At 34.0% G+C, this 21,124-nt stretch carries 18 protein-coding genes and 1 pseudogene; 1 reads left to right on the top strand and 18 read right to left on the bottom strand.

Annotated elements, in window-relative coordinates; translation table 11 throughout:
* Nucleotides 1–472: 472 nt before the first annotated feature.
* Nucleotides 473–727, top strand: a complete 255-nt coding sequence (locus DFR80_RS09520) for a hypothetical protein (protein ID WP_114489853.1) — start codon at nucleotides 473–475, stop codon at nucleotides 725–727.
* Nucleotides 728–841: 114 nt separating this feature from the next.
* On the opposite strand, the gene DFR80_RS09515 is transcribed toward DFR80_RS09520, so the two are convergent.
* The 18 genes and pseudogenes from DFR80_RS09515 to DFR80_RS09430 form a co-directional block, all read right to left on the bottom strand.
* The gene (locus DFR80_RS09515) at nucleotides 842–1,801 is read right to left on the bottom strand and encodes an ABC transporter permease (RefSeq protein ID WP_114489852.1); all 960 of its coding nucleotides are present in this window, start codon (nucleotides 1,799–1,801) and stop codon (nucleotides 842–844) included.
* Nucleotides 1,802–1,814: 13 nt separating this feature from the next.
* Nucleotides 1,815–2,567 (bottom strand): ATP-binding cassette domain-containing protein, encoded by a 753-nt coding sequence (locus DFR80_RS09510; protein WP_114489851.1) that lies wholly within the window; start codon nucleotides 2,565–2,567, stop codon nucleotides 1,815–1,817.
* A 74-nt stretch (nucleotides 2,568–2,641) separates the two neighbouring features.
* The gene (locus DFR80_RS09505; RefSeq protein ID WP_114489850.1) at nucleotides 2,642–3,637 is read right to left on the bottom strand and encodes a substrate-binding domain-containing protein; all 996 of its coding nucleotides are present in this window, start codon (nucleotides 3,635–3,637) and stop codon (nucleotides 2,642–2,644) included.
* 66 nt (nucleotides 3,638–3,703) lie between these two features.
* Nucleotides 3,704–4,840 (bottom strand): aldose epimerase family protein, encoded by a 1,137-nt coding sequence (locus DFR80_RS09500; RefSeq protein ID WP_114489849.1) that lies wholly within the window; start codon nucleotides 4,838–4,840, stop codon nucleotides 3,704–3,706.
* Between the two features lie 344 nt (nucleotides 4,841–5,184).
* Entirely contained in the window at nucleotides 5,185–5,307 is a 123-nt protein-coding gene (locus tag DFR80_RS15590) for a beta-galactosidase trimerization domain-containing protein (RefSeq protein WP_369862719.1), read from the bottom strand.
* An 88-nt stretch (nucleotides 5,308–5,395) separates the two neighbouring features.
* Nucleotides 5,396–5,653, bottom strand: a pseudogene (locus tag DFR80_RS09490) (beta-galactosidase); the annotation flags it as partial.
* Between the two features lie 41 nt (nucleotides 5,654–5,694).
* Nucleotides 5,695–7,011 carry an NADH:flavin oxidoreductase gene (locus DFR80_RS09485; RefSeq protein WP_114489847.1) on the bottom strand — a complete coding sequence of 439 codons (1,317 nt, stop codon included), beginning with the start codon at nucleotides 7,009–7,011 and terminating at the stop codon, nucleotides 5,695–5,697.
* Nucleotides 7,012–7,027: 16 nt separating this feature from the next.
* The gene (locus DFR80_RS09480; protein ID WP_114489846.1) at nucleotides 7,028–8,257 is read right to left on the bottom strand and encodes a Gfo/Idh/MocA family protein; all 1,230 of its coding nucleotides are present in this window, start codon (nucleotides 8,255–8,257) and stop codon (nucleotides 7,028–7,030) included.
* An 11-nt stretch (nucleotides 8,258–8,268) separates the two neighbouring features.
* On the bottom strand, nucleotides 8,269–9,096 hold the full coding sequence (locus DFR80_RS09475) for a sugar phosphate isomerase/epimerase (protein ID WP_147270184.1): 828 nt from the start codon (nucleotides 9,094–9,096) through the stop codon (nucleotides 8,269–8,271).
* 155 nt (nucleotides 9,097–9,251) lie between these two features.
* Nucleotides 9,252–11,024 (bottom strand): glycoside hydrolase family 2 protein, encoded by a 1,773-nt coding sequence (locus tag DFR80_RS09470; protein WP_114489844.1) that lies wholly within the window; start codon nucleotides 11,022–11,024, stop codon nucleotides 9,252–9,254.
* 52 nt (nucleotides 11,025–11,076) lie between these two features.
* Nucleotides 11,077–13,011, bottom strand: a complete 1,935-nt coding sequence (locus tag DFR80_RS09465; protein ID WP_114489843.1) for a heparinase II/III family protein — start codon at nucleotides 13,009–13,011, stop codon at nucleotides 11,077–11,079.
* 12 nt (nucleotides 13,012–13,023) lie between these two features.
* Nucleotides 13,024–14,166 carry a DUF2264 domain-containing protein gene (locus DFR80_RS09460; RefSeq protein WP_114489842.1) on the bottom strand — a complete coding sequence of 381 codons (1,143 nt, stop codon included), beginning with the start codon at nucleotides 14,164–14,166 and terminating at the stop codon, nucleotides 13,024–13,026.
* A gap of 69 nt (nucleotides 14,167–14,235) precedes the next feature.
* Nucleotides 14,236–15,054: a carbohydrate ABC transporter permease gene (locus DFR80_RS09455; RefSeq protein WP_114489841.1), complete on the bottom strand. Its 819-nt coding sequence runs from the start codon at nucleotides 15,052–15,054 to the stop codon at nucleotides 14,236–14,238.
* 24 nt (nucleotides 15,055–15,078) lie between these two features.
* Complete coding sequence (locus DFR80_RS09450) at nucleotides 15,079–15,951, bottom strand: carbohydrate ABC transporter permease (protein ID WP_114489860.1); 873 nt, start codon at nucleotides 15,949–15,951, stop codon at nucleotides 15,079–15,081.
* Nucleotides 15,952–16,091: 140 nt separating this feature from the next.
* The gene (locus DFR80_RS09445; RefSeq protein WP_114489840.1) at nucleotides 16,092–17,357 is read right to left on the bottom strand and encodes a sugar ABC transporter substrate-binding protein; all 1,266 of its coding nucleotides are present in this window, start codon (nucleotides 17,355–17,357) and stop codon (nucleotides 16,092–16,094) included.
* A gap of 183 nt (nucleotides 17,358–17,540) precedes the next feature.
* Nucleotides 17,541–19,124 (bottom strand): helix-turn-helix domain-containing protein, encoded by a 1,584-nt coding sequence (locus tag DFR80_RS09440; protein ID WP_114489839.1) that lies wholly within the window; start codon nucleotides 19,122–19,124, stop codon nucleotides 17,541–17,543.
* Nucleotides 19,125–19,188: 64 nt separating this feature from the next.
* Nucleotides 19,189–19,890, bottom strand: coding sequence for a sensor histidine kinase (locus DFR80_RS09435; RefSeq protein ID WP_114489838.1), 702 nt, complete (start codon nucleotides 19,888–19,890; stop codon nucleotides 19,189–19,191).
* A 26-nt stretch (nucleotides 19,891–19,916) separates the two neighbouring features.
* Nucleotides 19,917–20,966: a cache domain-containing protein gene (locus DFR80_RS09430; RefSeq protein WP_114489837.1), complete on the bottom strand. Its 1,050-nt coding sequence runs from the start codon at nucleotides 20,964–20,966 to the stop codon at nucleotides 19,917–19,919.
* Between the last annotated feature and the right edge of the window lie 158 nt (nucleotides 20,967–21,124).

Raw genomic sequence — 21,124 nt, 5'->3', positions numbered from 1 at the left:
AATGGGTAAACCAGAAAATATTAAATCTTTAAGATCACTAATTGCTTAGAATTTAAATCTTTTAATATCTTTTTTAAAACCTGTATTCATAGGTTTATTTTGTCATGTTTAATTTTATTAGAACATTTTCTTATTCAATTTTTTTAAATCTAAAAATTGAACTAAACCCATCACTTACAGTTTTTCACTATTTTCTTTGCCTATTTTGCAAACACCTATAAGTAACTTAATGATAAAATTTTTTAAAAATAAAATCCATTTAATTTAATTTTAGTCATTAATATAATTCTGTGTTAATTGAAATAATCCTTTTAATATTCTGAAAATAAATACTGTCTTTTTAGCTTTCATCTCTATTTTAATAATTAAAAACTGGCAATTTTTAATTATAATAATATTTTTAAAGGAATCTTATGTCTAATAGCTAAATAATAAAATATGAAACTCGAATTTAAAAAGGGAGAGTGATATTATGAAACATTCGATGATTATGGCAATCTTGATTGACAAAAGAACTGATGCCGCTCCGGAAGTTCAGAAAATTCTGACTGAACACGGCTGTATAATTAAAACTCGTCTCGGTATGCACGAAAGCAGTACCTGTGCTGATGAAGGAATGATTATTTTAGATCTAACCGCAGATAATACTGAAGTTGAAGCTTTAGAAGCAGAATTGAATTCTATTGATGGGGTAAATGTTAAGAGTATGGTTTTAGATTTTGATTAAAAATTTTGGACTAGAAAATATAACAATGCTCCCCGTTAAATGAAGATTCTACTTTCATTCTTCATTCTCAGGGAGCATTTTCCTAGGAGCAATATTACTGAATCCACTCATATTTTATCTATTCATAATTGTATGGATTGTCACAGCTACTAAAATCAACAAACCATAAATTAATAAAGTCCAGAAGCCAGACAAACCAGCAGCAACAATTCCTGCTTCTAAAGATCCAATTAAAAAAGCACCAATAAAGGTCCCTAAAACTGTTGCTTCTCCTCCAAACATTGAGGTCCCTCCAACAAATACTGTAGCCACTGTCATCATCAAATAACCTTCGCCCATTGTTGGCCACCAGGTTCTCATTCTAAATACATCAAGGATTCCAGCAAAAGAAGCCGCTGCTCCCATTATCATAAAAGCATAAATTTTTGTTCTATCAACATTAATCCCCATCATTCTAGTTGCATCTTCATTATCACCAACAAAAAGTACATGTTCTCCAAATTTATGTCTAAATAATACTGCCCAGAGTAAAATTGATAATAATAAAAACCAAATTGCCTGAGCCGGTATATTAAAAATTTCTCCAGCAAAAACTTTATAAAGAATATGGTCACTTACTTTCATAGAATAAGCTCTTCCCTGAGATAAAACATTACTTAAACCTCTGATAAAAAACTGCATTCCAATAGTTACTACAATTGCAGGTATTCCTATCTTGGTAATTAATACACCATTGAACATTCCTATAAATGCCCCAGTTAAGAGACAGGAAATAATCCCCAGAAAAACACTCCCAGTAAATTGAAAAGTCAAAGCAAAAACAAATCCCGACAGTGCCATAACGGAGGGAAAAGAGAGATCAATTTCTCCCATAGCTAAAATCAAAGTTAAACCCAGAGCCATTACCCCCACAAAAGGAACTGTACTTAAAAAAGATCGATAAATCTGAGGACTTAAAAATACAGAAGGACTGGTAATAATAAAAAGTAATAAAACAAAAATTGCAATTGTAAACAGAGCGATTTGAGTCTTAAATCTTTCCCATATTTTTGAGTTTAATAATTTAGAATTCATTTCCACCCCTCCCTTATTTAACTTTAGTAACAGATACCAACTCTTCATTCAATTGATCCAGAGAAATTTCATCTTTTATATATTCTCCCACCACCTTACCTCTATCAATTGCTACAAATCTATCTGATACCGGATAAACATTAGAAATATTATGAGAAATATAAACACATGATTTACCCTGTTCTTTAATACTTCGAATAAAATTTAAAACTTTTCTGACTTCCTGTAAGGATAAAGCCATGGTTGGTTCATCAAGGATAACTAAATCAGCATCAAAATACATTGCTCTTCCGATTGCTACTCCCTGCTTTTCTCCTCCGGAAAGGGTTTTAATATTTGCTTCCGGATTGGCTCCAATCCCGGTAAAGCCCATTAACTCTCTCATTATCTTTTGAGTCTCTTCTTTTTCTTTTTTAACATTGATAAAACCGAGAAAATTTGTAAGCTGTCGTCCTAAAAAAATATTTCGCCAGAGTTCTTGTTTTTTGGCCAGCGCCTGTTCCTGATAAACAGTTTCTATTCCCAGCTGATGAGCCTTTTTAACTGAGTAATTATGGGAATCAATTTTTTCTCCTTTTATATACATTTCCCCTTCATTAAAAGGATGGAGCCCGGTAATAATCTTTATTAAAGTAGATTTTCCGGCTCCATTATCTCCCAAAACACCAACTATTTCATTATCTCCAACATTAAAATCTATTCCACGCAGAGCTTTTAAGCGGCCATAATTTTTATGAATATTTTTCATTTCAACTAATAAGCTCATACTTCTCCCTCCTGACCTAATAGCAGCTGAGTTAAAACAACAGGGGCCTTACGGCCCCTTTAACAGCCTTTATTTTATCTGATACCTTCTTCAGCTAGTGGAGCAATCATTTCTATATTACCCTCATGAATCAAACCAGCTCCAGTATCAATATGCAGTCCAGAAAATTGGAATCTCTTTGTTAAATAAATCTGCATTACTGGTAAAAATCCCTGTAGATATGGCTGCTGATCAAGTACCAGATCAGTATAGCCTGATCTAATTGCATCTGCTGTTGCAGGTGAAAGATCAAAACCTGCTCCATAGATTTCATCTGGACCAAAATCTGCTGCTTCCAGATAAGACTGCATAGAAGCTGTTAGATTTCCATGGTCAGTTACTACTAAATCACAGTCAGGATTTGACTGAAGATAACCTGTGATTACGGGAATACCATTAGAAGCATCTTTATCAACCTCTGCAGAAATTTCCATGTAATCTACTTCTACTCCGGCTTCTTCTAAGGCATCAATAACCCCCTGAGTTCTCTGACCCCGGGTAGGTCTGGATTTTAGACCCCAGACTAAGGCTTTATCTCCTTCTCCTAGTTCAAAACGATTTACACAGCCATTACCTAGGAGCTGTCCGGAAGGATAAAGTTCCTGACCTACATAACCAAAGCCATCTGCCTTATATCTTTCTTCCAGACGAGGTAAGGTTGTATTCTGACTGGTAACAATAATTCCTTTTTTTCTGGCTTCTTCTACAAAAGGCTCGTAAGCATCATCACCAGGGTGTCCCATAACAGCAATTCCATCCGGATTTGCTGCTACAGCCTGCTGAAACTGACTGACCATCATCTGAGGGCTCCATTCTGACCACATATAATGTACATTTACTCTATCACCTAGAATTTCTGCAGCTTTAACAGCTCCATTATAAACTACAGTGGCAAAAGTTCCACCTGGACTACCACCGGGAAAGAAATAAATTTCTACAGGATCTTCTCCTTCCTGAGCAGCTGCAGTTGCTGTAAATAAAACAGCAATAAGCATTAAACTGAAAGTAATTAAGGATATCTTCTTCAACATTTTCTTACCTCCTTTTAAATCCCTCACAATTAAATTTTTACTGATATCATTTCAGCTGCAGATAAATTATTTAGTACTAAAATCATAAATTGTAGTTGTTTCGTATACTTCCCCTGGTCTCAGCACTGTAGAAGGGAAATAATCTACATTTGGTGAATCAGGAAAATGCTGAGTTTCTAAACAAACTGCATAGTGTTTGTCATATACTTTATCTTCCTTCCCAGTTATAGAACCATCCAAAAAATTACCTGTATAGAGTTGAATTCCGGGTTCAGTTGTATATACTTCCATCATAATTCCACTGCCTGTATCATAGAGAGTAGCAGCTACTTCATTTAAATTTCCTTTAGTATTTAAAACATAATTGTGATCATAACCGGCTCCATTTTCTAGCTGCACAAAATTATCATTAATTCTAGCACCAATTTCTGTAGGCTCTCCAAAGTCCATTGGGGTCCCTCCTAAATCAGCAATCGCACCGGTGGGAATCCATTCATTATCAATTGGAGTATAGGTATCTGCATTAATCATCAACTCATGATCTAAAATAGTGTCATTAGCTCCATTGAAGTTAAAATAGGAGTGATTTGTTAAATTACAGATTGTAGGTTGGTCTGTTACTGCCCGATAATTAATTACCAAAGCATTACTGTTGGTTAACGTATAGCTCATTTCAATATCTAAATCCCCGGGATAACCTTCCTCGCCATCACGACTCAAGTAGCTCAAAACTAAAGTTACTTCTCCATTTTCTTCAAACACTTTAATATTCCAGACTCTCTGATCATAACCAACAAAACCACCATGAAGATGATTATTACCATTATTTTGAGCAATAAAGTATTTTTTCTCATCCAGAGTAAACTGTCCATCAGCGATTCTGTTACCATATCTTCCAATAGCAGCACCAAAATTATTTGGGTTATTTAAATATCCATCCAGACTGTCCAGACCTAAAACTACATCAACCAGCTGGCCATCTTTGTCAGGTATTTTTAGAGCAGTTATTCTTCCCCCATAATTTGTCACTTTCATTTCTGCACCACTGTCATTTGTTAATGTGTAGAGATATACCTGTTTCCCCTGATATTCTCCCCAGTGCTCCATCATTACATCTGCTGCATAAACTGATAAATTAAAAGCTAGAAAAGCCACACCTAGAATCAAAACAACCATACTTAAGCTCTGCACTCTACTCAACATTTAAAAACAACCTCCTTTAAATATTATGTAGGCTGGAGTAGAGTAATTTAATATGTAAAGATAAATGAAATATTTTTCACAATCTTAAACTTTTTAATAAGCTGGTGATTTAGTTAGAATAAATTGAATGGGTTTTAAAAAAAGTGAAGTAAATAAAGTAGAGAGTATAAGAATTGAAATAAAATTCAAATCTGGAGTAAAGTAAATTTCTCTGAAGTGGGATTTAATTTAGAAGTGTATAAATTCAATCTTATTTATTAAATATATAAGTAGCTTTATTCTAAAAAAATGTTCTTATTTTACATTTTCCTCTATTTTTATAATAGCACTACTATTCATAATTGTCAATTAATTATCCGAAGAAAAGATTTTGGTTCAGGTTCTGTCGCTATATAAACTGCTTTACCTTTTCCAAAATCATTTTCTGTAACTGCAGGTCTGCCAGCATAAAAATCAGCATCTGGAATTAAAAAATCTACAGCAATATTATTATAAGAAGCATGATAGTAATTTTTAATCTGATCAAGATATTCAAGATCAATACTTGGACCACTAGAAAAACATTATACCATCAGCACCATGAGCAATTGTCTGATAGCTCTGCAGCCTCATTTCTCCAGGCCTTTTTAATGCATTATAGTCCTGCCAATTTTGCTGGCTTGGAGTCTGCTCCATTAAAATAAATGGCTTACCGTTTTTTAAACTCCTAATTATATCATGATTCATCGCTATATCGGCAGGTGCATCTTCATTTGTAGGATAATTATCCCAGGAAGCTATATCATTATTTTCCGCCCACTTAAATATGTCAAGAGCAGGAGAAAATACTGTTCATTTTTAATTTACACATAATTTTACTCCTCCACAGAATATACTATTTCTTTTTCTTGCCTTTCCTGCTGCAGTTCTCTATAAATAGGTAGATAAAGCTCCTGATCTCTAATCACACAGCCAGCTTTTTTCTTGTTGGCCTTAAGCTCAGCACATTTGCTGCAGCTGATACAGACTTTCGATTTATCCATTTCTCCTTTTTCGAAAATATCTCTGGCAAAATCAGGATAGGCAAATCCCTGGCGGCCAAAACCAGCTAAGTCAGTCCAGCCTTCTTCAATCATTCCTGCTGCTGCATTAGCTCCAAACTGCCTCAGCCAGCTAAATCCTGTTCCGACAACCAGTGCATTTTCCAAGTTATCTTTAGTAAACTTAGTTAAAGAGAGCAATCTTTTAACCCCAATCTGAGGAGGCTCTGGAGGCTGATAACCACCATTATCATAGGGACGATTAACATGTGGTTTTAAATAAGGAGTGCTGGCAGTGATATTTATCAGCTGTACCCCGAGTTCCTCCAGCTCCCTGATCAGTCTGGCTGACTCTTTCAGCTCAGGCTTTCCATCCTCATCTGCTGCCCAGCCTCCGGCTATAGCATCATAGATATTTAGGCGAACTGCAATATCAATGTCTACATTTGCTTTAACCTTTTTTACTGTCTCTTTTAGAAATCTTGTCCGATTTTCATAACTCCCACCATATTTACCATCTCTATTTTTAGCTGCCAGCAGTCCTGAAAGTAAATAGCGGTGGCAGCTTTTAATATCCACTGCTTCAAAACCGGCCTCTTTTGCCAGTTTAGCCGCATTTAAGTAATCTAGCTGCAGCTGCTCAAGTTCAGCATCAGTTATAATCTGGAAATCGTTTTCTGATATGGATACAGAATCAAGCTTTTTATCTCTAGCAGCTATTAGCTTATTTTCTCCAAAGCGGCCAGAATGAGTTAACTGGGCTACTGTATAGGGATTACAGTCAGATTCTTTTTTTATTAAGGTGATTAATTCCTTAAATTTAGCGAGATTAGCTTTATTTAAGAATAATTGACTGCTGTTAGCTCTTCCACCCTTATCAACAGCTATTGCCTCCAGCCAGATTAAACCGGCTCCACCAGCAGCAAAACGCTTGTATCTTCTTTTGGTCAGCTCAGAAGGTGTTCCATCATCATTAGCATCTGCTCCCTCCATCGGATGAATTGCAATCCGATTTGGAATTATGTTCCTTTCTGTTTTGAGTTGATTTTTCAGTACTTCAGTATTCCCCGACAGGGGCAGCTCAAAATCAATCCCATTGAGATCTGACCTCAGTTCTTTAAGAGAACTATAATTAAACTTTTTATTCTTCATTTAACCAAATCCTCCCTTACTTAAATGGATTAAAAGCAGTATAGTTCTCCACATTTATCCATTCTGTTTTAACTGCCCAGTCTACCTGCTCAAGATCAGATATTAATTTCCTTTCTGCAAAAGCCTGATCTATTAAATCATCAATCTCCTTTAAAACTGTCTGGTATTCTCCCTCGTCATTAGTAAATTCTTCTACTAAATCCTGGGGAATAGCTTTGATTTTTTTAGCTGAATCATAAGCTCCATTAATTGCCACAGTAAAACTTCTTGTGTTTTCAGGAGTACAGTATAATTCTTCAATCAGACCCAGCTTTTTATCTGCTGCTATTCTAAATACTTCCTGATGAGGATTTAGACCTTCATTATCCATCTCAATTACCTGACCATTATTTAATTCAATTTTTGTCTTCTCCTCTTCCATATGCCATTCTATCTTACCCTCTGTTCCCACAATTTCCATATAAGGGTGTCTAAGTTTTTCAGGAACATGAGTTACATAAAAATAGATTTTTGTCCCGGTGGTAGTTTCAGCTTCCAAACAGGAGTTATCATCAGATTCAATATAGCTGTGAGCTCTGTAAAGTTCTGCCCGCACTCTTTTTAATGCAGCTGAACTCTGCATGTCATTACCAGCCAGAAAAATCATATTATTTAAATAGTGGGCAAAGGCATTATGCATTGGACCATCTAAAACAAGCTTTCCCATTTCTATACTTTTACCGGCCCAGTCATTACGATCATAATAAGATTTAAAGCGGGGCCAGAATCCCTTAGCTGCTATTTCTTTAATTTCACCTAACTTACCCTCTAAAATAAACTGCTTAATTTTTCTAATTGTATTAGAATGAATAAACTGAAAACCGACAGAAGTAAATCTACCTGTTTCCTTTTCCGTTTTCATAATTGCATCTAACTGCTGAACAGTTGGTGCAGGTGGTTTCTCCATCAAAATATCATAACCTGCTTTCATACCTTCAATTGCCATTTCAGCATGAGTCGGAATAGAGACAGGCAGTCCAATTATGTCAACACTATTTTTAGCATCTTTTAACAGACTTTCATATGAACTGTAAATTGCAATCCCCTTATGTCTAAGCTCTCTAACTTTTTCAGCATTTTTAACCTGATCCTTAACTACAACAGCAGTCAGTTTCATTTTCCCCTCTGCTTCAAGCTCTTCAAGGTTATGAAGATAACTGTCGGCAAAATTACGAACCCCAACAACTGCAAATCCTACTTCTTCCATAAAATTACCTCCTAAATTATTTGCTTACTATTTTTCAAAAAATCATTCTTTATTTTTTGTGAATACTGGGTTATAGCAATCTCAGATTCCTCAATCTCTGGATGCCACATTTTTTCCCATTCTAAAGAAAGATAGCCGCTATAATCAATATCATTTAAACTGCTTAATAATTGATTAAGCTCCAGCTCTCCAGCCCCAAGCAGTACATAATGATCTTCAGCTTCAGCTAAATTAATCCAGTCCTTCAGATGAACATGATAAATATAATCTTTTATATAACTGATTGTTTCTGACATCTCTTCACCGGCTCTAACTGAGTGAGCCACATCCCATAAAATCCCACAGCTTTTCAAGCCGGAATTCTCAAATATTTTAATTAAATCCTTACCCTGACAGAGATCATCATGAGTTTCCAGCAGGACTTTAACTCCTCTGTCTGCCGCATAATCATCAATTTCCAAAAATGATTCTCTAATCCAGGCTATCACATCTTCCAGGCCAAAAGAATTCTCAGCTGCCGGCCCAAATGTTCTAATATAATCAGCACCGATATCAGCTGCCAGGTCAATCATCTTTTTCAGCTGCTCAATATTCTCCTGGCGCAGACTAAAATCCTGATAACCAAATCGTGTATAGGCTGTAATACAGGGAATCTCCAGCTTGTTTTTTTCAAATAATTCTTTCAATTTTTTGCGTTCTTCCTGAGAATAATCAACACTTAGATGTGGCTCTTTAGCTCTTAATTCAACCCCATCATAATTATTTTCAACAGCATAATTAATAACTTTATTTATACTCCAGTCTGTACAGGCTAATGTACTAAAAGATAGTTTCATCATATATTTAATAGAGAAATACAAAAGCCTTTAATCTCTATTAAATTTTCACCCCCTTTTCCATAGATTTTTAAAACTCCTGCCGCCTTAATTACCAGACCAGCAGGAGTCAATTATAGATTGCCTTTATTTGAAGTCACTTTAATAAATCTCTTTAATTAAAGTTCAGAATAAAATTTCTGCATTTCGTAAAAGGCCAGCTTTTTATGGCTCTTATCAGGAGAAAGCAGTCCTTTGCGGTTATATCCCTGCTGGTATTTATTAGTTCTTCTTGGACAGCGGAAATCAAATAAAATCCAGGGGCTTAAACCCTTAATATATTCAATCTCTCCCAGCACCTCTGTCTGCTTTTTGTAAACTTGAAGTTGATAATCCTCTGTAAAGAGGTCATCTTTTGTTCCCCTCTCTCCACTTAAAGCTCCAGCTCCAAACTCAGTAATCACTACTGGTTTATCAGGCTTGGAGTTTTCCATACAGTCAATTAATTTTGTAATATCAGGGATATACCAGCCATAATATTCGTTCTGTCCAATTATATCAAGATATTCGGTCAGCCTATCAGCAATTCTGTTGTTTTTTTCGTCAACCAGGCAGGCGGCAGAGACAAGTCTTATTGGATCTACCTCTTTTGCTTTGCTGGCAAGTCCGCTCATAAACTCCAGCCTGGCATCTGTATCTTCATTTTCATTTCCAACAGACCAGATAATAACACTGGCTCTATTAATATCCCTCTTAATTAACTCTAAAAGCTGATTTTCCGCATCATTATAAGTTCTTGGATTTTCAAAATCAATAGCCCAGTAAACCGGAATCTCTTCCCAGAGCATAACCCCCATTTGATCTGCAATCTGAGCAACCTTATAGCTGTGTGGATAATGAGCCAGACGAATATAGTTACAGTTCATCTCTTTGGCCAGCTTGATATTTTCAATTACTTCTGCTTCAGTTACCGCTTTTCCATTGGCAACACTTTCTTCGTGAGTAGCTATTCCCTTAAGGAAAATTTTCTCTCCGTTTAAGTAAATATCTCTACCCTCAACTTCAATCTGTCTGAAGCCAATTTTCTCTTCAATTTGATCTCCGGCATAGCTTAAAATAACCTGATATAATTTAGGATTATCAGGACTCCAGAGCTCAGGCTCAGCTGCTATAGTAACTTTAGCCTTAGCATTTTCAAGCTGAATTTTTTCTTCAATTTCAAGTTCTGGAATTCTAATTTCTGCCTCTTCATTTAGGTCTTTTCCGACTACTTCCAGTTTTAAATCAATTTCCTGATAGGAATCTGCTGCCAGGGCCAGCGAAAAATCCTTAATGTAGGTTTCCGGTAATCTGATCAGTTCCACATCTCTATAAATTCCACCATAATTAAACCAGTCTGTGTTTTTAGTCGGAACTGCTTCTCTGCGCCTGGTATTATCAACCACAATCTGTAAGTCATTCTCTTTTTCTAAATGCTCTGTAATCTCAAGCATAAAAGAAGTTGAACCACCCTGATGATGACCCACAAATTTTTTATTTAAGAAAATATAGCTGTCATAATTAGCTGCTCCCAGTTTGAGAAAAACTTTATCTTCACCATGGTTTATATATTTAAATGATTTACTGTAAATTGCCGGTCCCTCATAGTAGAGGTATTTATCTGATTGAGTATTCCAGCAGGCAGGAACCTTAATTTCCTCCCACTGCTCAAAATCATGGTCTAATGGTAATTCCAGACCTGATTTGTCTTCTTTTTCATTTGCATACCAGTCAGCTCTTAAAAAGGTGTCATACTGATCAATCTGAAAATTCCAGCGTCCGTTAAGTGACTCCTTCTCTCTGCTTACATCATAGACCATAGAATTATGATCAATTAACGGTTCAAAATATTTTTCTTTATAATCTTCATCGTGCAGTGCCCCTATATAATTTTCTCCTTTATTTTCTGCCATTTTTCATCTTCCTTTCTCGCTTATATTTAAGTAAAGTGAATTGAAATTTAATTTATAAATCGGGAAAAATCTCAAAGCTAAATTTCCCAGAACAAACTTCTTCTTTAAGTTTAAAATCAAGCAAATATAATTTTTTTATTTCTCCACTGTGGGCTTTAAATTCTTCAGAATCCAGCTTAAAACTAAAGATCTCTGCTTCATATTTTATTAAAACTGAATTGTTTTTACCTTTAAGCCTAATTAAATTATCTCCAGCCTCTTCTGCCTCAAAAAAGCTGACAAATCTCTCAGTTATAGTTTCCTCTCCAGTAAAACTAAAACTGTCTTTTACAATTAGATGGCCACTTTTTCTATTAATTATAAACTGCCGCTGATAGTCTTTTAGACTTTTCAAATTATAAGCCTTTTCCAGCCTGAAAGAAAATTTAAGCTCTTTACTTTCTTTTTCAAATTTATTTTCACTGCTGGCAGCAGCTTCTCCTGCAGTCTGATTTTGTCCTGCAATAATAGGAAGCGAATGACCGCGAGAGCTGTTAACAAGATAGTCATAGCGTCCAGCCCCAAAATAATCTCGGCTGTATTCTCCACTTCCTGGATCTACCAGAAAACTCTCTCCAGCAAAATGATAAATAAAGCTTCCCAAATCATTGTGATTGTGGGGCTCATTATTATTTCCTGCCTTTGCCGCTACAGCCAGCTTATTGCCTTTAATCTTATTTTTATAGATAAGCCACTCTGCCTCTGTTTCATAGCTGCAGCTCTCGTTCTGATAAAGCTTATCTAGACCAGCATCAAGTTTAGCTGTTTCAGAACCAGCCTCAATCTGGATCTTTTTTTCAGCAAAAAATTCCGGCTGCAGCCAGAATAAATCTCTAATAACATGAGGCCAGCGGTAACAGCTGTCACTGTGAAAATCAGCCCGATATTTTAATTCAGGCAGTTTAAGTTCCGGATAATTCTCTTTCAATTTTGAGCTGAGTCCGGCGCGGAAATTAAAAGTAAGAGTGGTATCAGAAAATGAAATAACCTGGTCTCCACTTAGAAAAAATTTCTGCTGAAAAAGAGCAATTTTTCTTACTTTTTGAGAATCAAATAAATCAATTTGATTATTAGATCTCTTTTTTAGTAAATCAGCAAAATATGTATAAAATGAAAAACCATAATTCCAGTAGGATGGTCCCTCCTGAGAAATGCCATCTTCAGCAAAAGAAGAGAGATAGACATCCAGACTTTTAAGAACTCGTGCTAAAATTCTGCTCAGTTCATCCCTGTCTTTCAGCAGATAAATAGCAGAACTCCCTATAGAAGCAGCACAAACTGCTGACCAGTTCATTTTTAAACTTTCCCAGTGATATGAATTTTTCAAATCACTGAATGGCAGCAGTACTCTCTCTATTATTTCATTTTTTATTCTCTCTAAAAGCAGATTATCCAGTTCTGATTCCAAAAAATAAGCAATTTCTGCTAGAGCAAAAGAAGTTTCTGCTGCAAAGAGATCAATTACCTCTTTAGAATTTTTAATAAAATCATCAGCAGCCTGCCAATTTTTCAGAGATGAAATCCTTGAGCCTGTCTTTGAGCTAGAATCATTACTATATTGATCCCAGTCTAGATGTGCAGGTAGAGCCCAGGTGAATTCTCCACAAATTTCCCAAATAACTTCTTCTAAAGCCTTTAAATATTTATCTTGATGCTCACTGACCAGTGACATTACAGCCAGTGAACATAAAGCCTCTCTTCTTGCAAAATACTTATTTTCATATTCTTTACGGGAACCGTTTTCAAAAAAACGCTTAAAATCACTTAAGCTTAAAACTGGAACAGCTTTTTCAGTATATTTTTCGGCACTTTCTTTAAGCTGATTTAATTCTTTATTTAAGACTTTAGATTTTTTAAGCTTATTTATCTTATCCTCAATATTTTTCAAAAATAGCTCATTTTGATTAAAATCAGATTCTAAAGATTTACTTAAATCATAAAAATTCATCTTTCCACCTCTTTAAAGTGCATGATCTGCAGCCAGATTTTCTCCGCTCCAGATTTTTTTAGCAGACCAGGCTTCTGCTGGAGCTGACCAGAATTCTGAACTATTATCAAGTCCTAAAGCTAAAAACACTTCACTTGCCAGATAAAGACTGCCTGTATTAATATAATGTTCACCCAAATCAGGCTGATTACCATAAAGGCCAATATTCAACCAACCATTCTGATCAAATACATTCTCTGCAGACATCACTTTTTTAATTACAGCAGTTAAAGCTGTTCTTATCTGAGCCGGATTTAAGGATTCAGGCAGCTGCTCATTTAATGAAAGCTGTGATAATAGCTGAAAAACTCCAAACCTGTAGGTAATAGAACGACCAATCGGTGGATAACTTCCATCAGCAGCAATCATTTTTTCTAAAATTTCTCCATAGCGCTGAGCTCTGCTTAAAACTTCTGCTTCCATCTCAGCAATTTCCGGGTCTTTATCTTTCATTACCTTAATAATATCGAGCATCATCGGCTGAATTACAAAACTATTATAATAATCAAAGTGAAATTCTGGTCCGTCACCATAAACTCCATCTCCCAGATACCAGCCCAGATGTTCCCTCATCGCATAGTCAATTCGAACTGAATCATAATCTTCTCCCATAAAAGCAAGAGCTGCCTCGACCATTGCTGAAAAAAGAAGCCAGTTACAGTAGTATGGTTTTATCGCCCGGCTGCTTTTTAAAGCTTTAACCAGATTATTTTTTGTCTGCTGGTCAAGCTTCTGCCAGAGTTCCTGAGGAGCCCTAATAACTGCCTGAGCTAAAAAAGCAGTATCAACAAGCGGCTGCCTGATCTGGTCAGCAAAAACCATATAATCTGCAGAATCAGGGTTGACTGCATTTTTAATTGACTTTCGTGCTAACTTAGTATATTTCTCCAACCTTTTCTTTTCTGCCGAATCTAAATCCACCTCTTTAGAATTAAGTTCAAGCCAGGGAGCAATCCCACTCAGTGTGCGGCCAAAGGCTTCCAGATAACTGAATTTAACTCTATCATCTTCACCTTCAACCGGCATTTCAACTTTTAATTTTTCCTGACTTAAATTTTCTAAAACAGGATCAGTAATTTTAAACATGTTCTCTAACCAAAATTTTCGCTCTGTCATAACAATTCTCCTCAATATTTAAATAGTAAACTTTTGCATAAATACTTTGTAATTATTAGCTAGTCAAAATTAGCTTTTAATACCAGACATTGCAATACCCTCGACAAAATATTTCTGCAAAAATAAGAAAACAATTATTACTGGAACTACAGCTACTACAGAAGCTGCCATAATCAAAGCATAATCAGATGAATATTGAGTCATAAACTTCATTATTCCCAGCTGAATAGTTTTATTGCTGTCAGATGATAAATAAATTAGTGGTCCCAGATAATCATTCCAGACAAATACAAACTGGAAAATTGCCAGAGTTGCCAGAGCCGGTTTAGCCAGCGGCAGAACAATTTTTGTAAAGATTCCAAAATCATTTAAACCATCAATTCTTGCTGCTTCACTTAACTCATTCGGAATACTCATAAAAAACTGCCTCAATAAAAACACCCCAAAAGGAGTAAATGCCTGAATCAGGACCAGAGCCCAGAGCGAATCACTTAAACCGATATTTCTGATTATCATAAACTGCGGGATCATAATAACCTGAAACGGAACCGCAATAGTACCTATGTATAATAAAAATAATAAATTTCGCTCGGGAAATTCAATTTTAGAAAAAGCATAGGCAGCCAGACTGCTGGTAAAAAGACTTAAACCTGTAACTACCAATGTTAAAAAGATAGTATTTTTATAATATGTCAAAAAATCAATCTGCTTCCAGATCTCAATATAATTCTGCCACTGAGGATTATCAGGAATCCACTGGATTGGATATTCAAAAACCTGAATATTAGTTTTGATAGAGGCCGAAAGCATCCAGACAAAAGGAAAAACCATCACGGCAGCACCAAGTAACAATAAGAAATAAACGAAAGTTTTTTTAGTTGTTGACATAATAACTCCTTCACCTCCAAATTATCAAGTATAATTAACCCATTTCTCTTCTTTTTTAAACTGGAAAATAGTTATTGCTAAGACTATAAAGAATAAAACAAAGGCTATTGCAGAAGCATAACCAAATCTATTATAGACAAACGCCTGATTATAAATATAATAAACTAAAACATTACTGGAACGGCCAGGTCCACCACTGGTCATAACCATAACCTGAGTAAAGACCTTAAAAGATCCGATTAAAAGCATAATACTAACAAAGAATGTTGTAGGTGTTAACATCGGCAGGGTAACATATCTAAACTTCTGCCAGGAGTTTGCTCCATCAATTGTTGCTGCTTCATAAAGATGAGAGGGTATCCCCTGCAGTCCGGCCAGATAAATAACCATATAATAACCAATCTGTTTCCAGACACTCATTATAATAATTGCAATCATTGACCAATCAGTTGATGCAGTCCAGCCAGGTGGATTATTAACTCCCATATTCCTCAAAAAATTATTGATTGGACCCATAGATGGGCTGTAGAGCATATTCCAGACTATTGCCACCGCCACCATTGAAGTGATATAAGGAATAAAATACATTGTTCTTAAAAATTTAACACCTTTTATAATCTTATTTAGTAAAATTGCCAGACCCAGCGAAATAACCATAGTTGAAGGTACAGAGACTAAGGTAAAGAAAAATGTATTTTTTAGAGCAATTAAAAAGGTTTGATCCTGAAACATATAAGCAAAGTTTTTTAAGCCCACAAAACGCATTGGATTAGAAAAATCCCAGCGAACAAAACAAAGAAAAAAGGCAATCGCTACTGGAATTAAAGTAAAAATAAAAAACCCAATAAAATTAGGTAACAGAAAAAAATAAGCAGTTTTTCTATTTTTACTTACCATTACTCCAGAATCACTGCTTTTAAATATATTATTAAAGAAACTTTTGATAAATTTCATAATTTCCGGTTTCCCGGTCACCTCCTACTGCTATTTAATTATCTGGACGAGTTAATAATTAACCCGTCCAGATAAGTTATAAGCTACCAGTTTAATTCCATATCTATTCTTCTTTCGATATTATCAATACCCTCATCTACTGATACTTCATCTAACATAATTAACTCATGTTCTTCCTGAATAATTGAACTAATTACTCCAGCATTAGGTGCAGGTGGGAATTCTAAGAGTAATTTTTTAGCTTCAAGTGCTGCAGCAGAGTTTTTCGGGAAACCATCTGCAGAAGTATATACATCAAGAACTTCTTTAGTTTTTACAGCGGGTAATACACCGTGTTTAGCAAAAATCTTGGCACCTTCTTCACTTCCTGCAAACTTAATGAACTTCCAGGCTTCCTCTTTTTTATCACTATTAGAGTTGATAGCCATTGGAGTTACGATAGAAATTGCTGTATCAGGTTCTTCCATATCAGCCCAGTGAGGAGACTTGGCAATTCCCCAGTTAACATCATGTCTACCAGCTTTTTTATCAGAAATAAGAGCTCCAATATTCCAGGTACCTATATATACCATTCCAACTTTACCGGATTCGAATTGTGTTCTATAGTGAGCACTTGAAGTTGTAGCTTCACCATAAGGCATTACCGATTCATCTTCATACTGCATTTTTAAGTAAAGTTCATAACCAGGTTTTAAGAAATCATATTCTTCGCCATTGGCAAGAGTAGTAGCTCCTTCTTCTTTAAGAACCCCTAAGTTTGTTGCCAGAGACATCCATGGTTGAATAAAAGCACCATAAGTTTTATCACTGCCTGAACCACTGGTTACAGCAGCAGCTTTTTCTCTAAATTCCGGCCAGGTCATATCGTTTGTTGGATATTCAACCCCAGCTGCATCAAAGATATCTTTATTATAGAATAAAATCCAGTTATCAGTTCTAAATGGAATAGCATAATACTCTCCCTCAATTTTAATTTCTTCCATCAGCCCACTATAAATAGAAGTGTCCAGATTATCTCTTTCAATGTAATCATTTAGAGGTTCCAGGTGATTCATACTGATAAAATTAGAGTATCCAGGCATATCTTTAACAGCAAAAACATCAAGATCTTCTCCACCTGAAAGCATTACTGTAAGCTTATCACCATAATCCTGAGATGTAACATCTACAACTTCAACATCAATATCCGGATTTTTATCTTCAAAAGTATTAATTAACTCATGATACTCCGGAGACATCTCATAGTCCCATAAAACCACTCGAATGGTTGTCTGAGCGGCTACAGATAAAGTTGCCAACAATAAAATTGAAACTAAAAAGATTGAACTAAAAACAAAAGTCTTTTTCATTAATTTTTCTCCCCCTTAATATTTTTTATTCTAAATTTATTATATATTTTAAAAGCTCGGGGATAAATGCAGTATCTTAATAATTAATATACAAATCTAATTAATTTTAAGATATTAAATTTTCTAAAAATAAAAAGCTGTTTTTCTTATACTTTTTTAAGATTTCATATAAAAATTTAATATTTACTGTTTTTTTCTATATTCAGTGGGACTAAAACCAGTAATTTTTTTAAAAACACGGCTAAAATAATATGGATTATTATAACCTGTTTGCTCTGCTATCTCATAAATTTTTAACCCCTTATTTCTTAACAATTCTTTAGCTTTAGAAATTCTTAATTGATTTAAATATTCAGTGAAACTAATTCCGCTCTTTTCTTTAAAGAGATAACTCAAATAACCGGCACTAACATTTATTTCTTTAGCCGTATGTTCCAGGCTTATTTCCTGATTAAAATTGTGCTTAAGATATTTTTTTGCCTTTAAGATAAGATAATTATCCTTCTCTTTATCTATATACTGCTTAAGGTTTTCGGTTAGAACCTGAAGCCAGCTGATTAAATCCCTATTATTGGTTATCGAATCTATATTCTGATATAAATTATTACTTTCAAAGAACTGGCCTATTATCTCTTGCTCCAGATTTTTTTCTAAAGAATCTGCAATTTTAAAATAAAGGTTAAATGCATTATTTCTACTTAAATAATTCTGCTTAATTTTAGCAATTATTTTTTTCAGCAGCATTACAGCCTTTTCTATTTCTCTATACTCCAGACTTTCATCAAATTCTATCACAAACTTTTTAATATACTCTGAAGTTTGCAGATTAGTCTTTTGAGGCAAGTTTTGATAATAAATTGCATCCCCTTCTACACATCTAAAACTGTAATTTAAACATTCCGAGCATTCAACAAAAGCCTCACTTAATTGAAGATAATTATTTTTTAAGCTGCTGGCAGCAGTGGTAACTGAAAGAGAAAAGTAATTTTTAATCATTTTGTGCAGTCGTAAATTCAGCCTTGAGATTTTCTCTTTTTCAGTTTCCAGATCATTCTCTAAATTTAAAAAAGCTACAATCTCACCCCAGTTATTCATAAAAACTGTCGAATTATAAAAATCCCCAACAATTTCTTCAACTATATTAATAATTGAGTCTTCATAAAGATTTATATCTCCCTGACTAAATTTTTTTAATACATCTTTATCCTTTATTTTAATTGTCAAACATAATATTTTTTCTTCTTTTAGATTAATTTTTAGATTTTTAAAAAGTTTTTTAATTTGATTTTGATCTGAAATTATTCCTGCCAGTATTTTATGTAATGTCTTTTTCTTTACTTCTTCTAATTTACTTTTATTTTTTTTATTACCCTCCAGATCAGATTTGTTTTCTTTTGCCTTCTCAACAGCACTATTCAGAGCATTCACAAGTTCTTTTTCCTCTAATTCAAGCTTAAGCAGATAATCAACTGCTCCCAGTTTCATAGCTTTTTTAACCAGTTCAAAATCATCAAAACTACTTAAGACTATAAATTCCGTATTTAAATTTAGGTCTTTAACTTCTTTGATTAAAGTTATTCCATCCTTAAGCGGCATCTTAATATCTACAATTACTATTTCTGGCTGCTTTTCTTTAATCAATTTTAAGCCTTCTTTTCCATTAGAAGCTTCAGCAATAATTTGATATCCATATTCATCCCAGTTAATTAAAGATTTAAGTCCAACTCTAACTAATACTTCATCATCAATCAACATTACCTTAATCATCCTGGCTTCCTCCCGGGTATCTTTTCTAATTCTATAAATTTAATAAAATATATTGTTATCTTTATTAAAAATTTATTGGTAATATAGCTATTACTTCTGTAAAATCTTCTTCTTTACTATTAATTGATAATCCAAATTCATTTCCATAATTCATTTTTATTCTCTCTTGAACATTTTGCAGTCCAATACCATTTAAACCATGTTTATGTTCCACTTCTTCGTTCTTATTCAAAATTTTAGCAATCTCTTCCTTGCTCATACCAATTCCATTATCAAAAACAGTAATCTTCATTCTGGGCTTATCTTCAAGATCAAATATTTTTTCTGCTCTAATTTTTATTAAATCTGCCTCTTCTTTAGCTTCTATTCCGTGAAAAATAGCATTCTCAACTAAGGGCTGTAAAATAAACTTGATAATTTTAGCCTTTAATAAACCAGAATCCTTAATTTCTTTTTTGAATTTTATTTTACCACTGTAGCGGATGTCCTGGATATAAATATAATCATCAAGAATATCCAACTCTTCCTGTAGAGTAATCTCTTTATTTGTATCTGCAGAAAGATTGCGCAGCAGTCTTCCTAAGGCAACTACCATTTTTTTTATGCCTTCTGCACCATGTACAGCAGCCATCCACTTAATAGAATTAAGCGTATTATATAAAAAATGAGGGTTTATTTGATTCTGTAGTGCTTTTAATTCAAACTTTCTTTTTTCCTCTTCTTCTTCTACCATTTTATTCATTAATATTTTTATGCTTTCTGTCATAGTATTAATCTTTGAGCCCAGAATTCCTAATTCATCCTGGCCTTCAATATGCCTATTTTATCAAATACTCCCAGAGAAATTTGATTTACCTGCCGAATAATTTTTTTAAGAGGTTCTGTTAAATTTGAAGATAGATAGATTGTTAAAATAGAAGTTAATATCAAACTAATCAGAAAAATAATTAGCGAAGTATGCAGTAAAACTTTATTTTGTTCTGCCAGAACATTCATTGGCAGAACTTCAACTACAGACCAATCATTCTGATCCAATTTATGATGAATATAAAGGGTATCAATTCCTTCATTTTCAATTTTAAAATAACCATATTTCTGATTTAGAATGTTTTTAACCTCTGTTTGAGATTGATGACTCTCTATAATTTCATTTTTATGCTCTGAAGCCAGAATATTATTATGATGATCAATAGTATAATATTTTTTTACCTCAGAATTATTACTGCTATTATAAATATCAGTAATTAAGCTTTCTTTAAAAGCAACAAAAACCCAGCCAATTTTTTTATATAAAGTAGTATCGAAAATAGGTCGGATAACAGGTATTACATTATCGTAATTACTAATCAGGGCAGGATTTTCAATCAAACCCGGCCAGTAAACAGAATTATCAGCTTTAGTCCCTTTTTCAAACCAGCTCTGTGATTTAATATCTTCAATTTCAATCATTGATCCATCAGTAGCAAGTTTAAAAGATTTTCCGTTATCTCCAACAATAATTAAAGAAGCAACATAATTTTCCAGGGGTGAATTATTAAGATGAAGGTTTATTTGTTTATAAATTTCGAGATCTTCTTTGGAAGTTTTTAAATAATTATTACTCAACAAATCATTAAAATTGGAATTTAAATAAAACCAGTCGGTAAACTGATTAGCCATTGTAATTCTTTCTTCCACATTATTCTTTATGTAATTAAGATCAGTGACAGCTGTTTCAAGAATGTTTTCTTCATAAAGATTGCTGGTATTGTAATAATAAAAAAATGTTATAAGCATTGAGGGAATAATTGTAACGAAAATAAAATATAAAATTATGCGATTTTTTAATTTTTTGATTTTCATTTTAGATTCTCCAGACTTCTCTTTTTGCTAAATAAATTACTTTTTAAAGGCTACTTAAATATAATTCTATAATTTCTTTAAGAATCCTCTTAAATACTTTAGATAATATTATATAAAACCCTGCCTTCTCAAAAGTTTGAGATAGACAGGGTTTCCAA

It is taken from the genome of Halanaerobium sp. ST460_2HS_T2 (assembly GCF_003337665.1).
Taxonomy (GTDB): Bacteria; Bacillota; Halanaerobiia; order Halanaerobiales; family Halanaerobiaceae; genus Halanaerobium; species Halanaerobium kushneri.
The sequence above is the reverse complement of the archived record's forward strand: the minus strand, read 5'-3'. Positions and strand labels throughout refer to the sequence as shown.